Source organism: Actinosynnema sp. NPDC023658 (genome assembly GCF_040639995.1).
Lineage (GTDB): Bacteria > Actinomycetota > Actinomycetes > Mycobacteriales > Pseudonocardiaceae > Actinosynnema.
Window position 1 is genome coordinate 1 of the sequence record NZ_JBFAAX010000963.1, and the last position, 2,042, is coordinate 2,042.

The 2,042-nt window shown below is 72.5% G+C and carries 2 protein-coding genes; one reads left to right on the forward strand and one right to left on the reverse strand.

The features are described 5' to 3' along the window. Window positions 1-1,396, forward strand: a 1,396-nt coding sequence (locus tag AB0G02_RS36955; protein WP_360804170.1) for a right-handed parallel beta-helix repeat-containing protein, incomplete at its 5' end; no start/stop codon positions are given. Between the two features lie 165 nt (window positions 1,397-1,561). Here AB0G02_RS36955 and AB0G02_RS36960 read toward each other — a convergent pair. Further along, window positions 1,562-1,855, reverse strand: a complete 294-nt coding sequence (locus AB0G02_RS36960; RefSeq protein WP_360804173.1) for a helix-turn-helix transcriptional regulator — start codon at window positions 1,853-1,855, stop codon at window positions 1,562-1,564. Between the last annotated feature and the right edge of the window lie 187 nt (window positions 1,856-2,042).

The window sequence follows — 2,042 nt, forward strand, 5'->3', positions numbered from 1 at the left end:
CGGCTGGTCGGGTGTCGCGGACGGCAGGTGGTTCAAGCGGTTGGCCCGGCACGTGCGGGGGTGTCCGGTGTGCGCGGTGGCCGGCGCTCCGCGCACCCGGTCCGAGCACTTGGCGGTGGCGATCGGGGTGCTCACCGCGTCCACGGCGCTGCCGCCGACGGCGCTGTCGACCACGGGGCTCGCGCACTGGGTGGTCGCACGTCTGCCGCCGAAGGTCGCGGTGGTGGCGTCGCCCGTCGTGGCCGCCGCGGTGGCGCTCACGGTGTGGATCACGCCGATGGCCGCGGACACGCCCCTGGACGGCGTCACGATCCCGACGGACTCCGCCGGCCCGGCCGCCTACTACGTCTCACCCACCGGCGACGACACGGCCGCGGGCACCGAACGGGCGCCGTTCGCCACGCTCGGTCGCGCGGTCTCGGTGGTCGAGCCGGGGCAGACGATCTACCTGCGCGGCGGCACGCACCGGGCGAGCGCCCCGGTGGACATCACCACCAGCGGCACGCCCGACCGGCGCATCACGTTGACGGCTTTCCCTGGTGAGCACGCCGTCCTGGACGCCACCGGCACGCCCGGCGACCGGCCGTTCATCGTGCAGCGGGCGGCGCACTGGACGGTGCGGGGCCTGGAGATCACCGGGGCCGCGAGCACCGCCTACTCGTGCGAGTCGTGCCGCGGCACGGTGTTCGAGGGCCTCGCGGTGCACGACAACCAGGGCACCGGGCTGCGCCTCTCGGGCCCCGGCACGTCCGACAACCGGGTGCTCGACAGCGATTTCCACCGCAACGCCGACATCGCCGGGCGTGAGGCGGACGGTCTCGCGATCGGTCCGGGTGACGGCACGGGCAACGTCGTGCGCGGCTGCCGCACGTACCACAACCTGGACGACGGGCTGGTCGTCGAGGACTTCACCGACCCGGTCACGGTGGACTCGACCTGGTCCTACGGCAACGGCATCAGCCGCTGGTCGCCGGTGCGGCCCACCGGTTCGGGGCACGGGTTCGACCTGGGCCGGACGGGTGCGCACGTGGTCACCCGCAGCGCCGCCTGGAAGAACAACGGCCACGGCTTCACCTCCGACGGCACGACCGGCAAGCAGTTCACCGCCGACAGCGCGTTCCGCAACGCGGAGGACGGTTTCGTGCTGGGTGGGACGGCCTCGACGGTCCGCCGGAGCCTCTCCCTGGGCAACAAGGTCCAGGTGGTGCCCGAGCGGAAGGTGCCGGAGGAGGGCAACACCTGGGACGGTCCGGGCTGGGACGCGCGGGTGCTGCGCGAACTCGACCCGGCCACGGCGGAGGGTCCGCGCCGGGCGGACGGTTCGCTGCCCGTCACCGCCTTCCTGACCAACACCAGGGACGGCGCGGTGGGCGCACCCATGACGACCGACCGGTGACCCACCCGCACCGCGGGTGCCCGGCGCGGGGCGATGCCGAGCCGGTCCCCACCCCCCTGGTTCGGGACCGGCTCGGCGCAAGGCGGTCGTCACCCCCCGGTGGACAGCCTTTTCCGGAGTCGCGAAGTCCTCTCGGACATCGCCGTTCACTTCTCCGGAATACGTCTAGTGTGCCATTTCCGAGCGCAGGTCCACCATTGGCGTTTCCGCCAGGCAGGAACCGTCGCACCGACGGTTCTCCGCGCCCGCCCTCCATTCGACGAACGCGACCGCGGCACCGACCCTCGACGCGACACCGAGTTTCAGGATGATCTTGCCGACGTGCGCGCGAACGGTCCGTTCGCCGATGCCGAGGTGGTGCGCGATTTCCCGGTCGGTCTTGTCGCGCGCGATCACCTCGAGCACTTGGAGTTCCCTTTCGCTGAGTGCCGAGAAAGTGGGCGTCATCCTCAAGTGCATGGTTCCTCCCCCACTGGAGCGGGTCGATCGGGGCCGCCGTCCGGTCAGCGGTGCGCGGAACCGGCCCGGTTCGCGTCGTCCCAGCCGTCCAGCCCGATCACGGCGGGCGCCGCGACGACGTCCTCGGTGGTCAGGACGCTGTTCCGGGACGGGAGGTGGTGCCGGGGTTCGGACTCGTCGCGCCGGT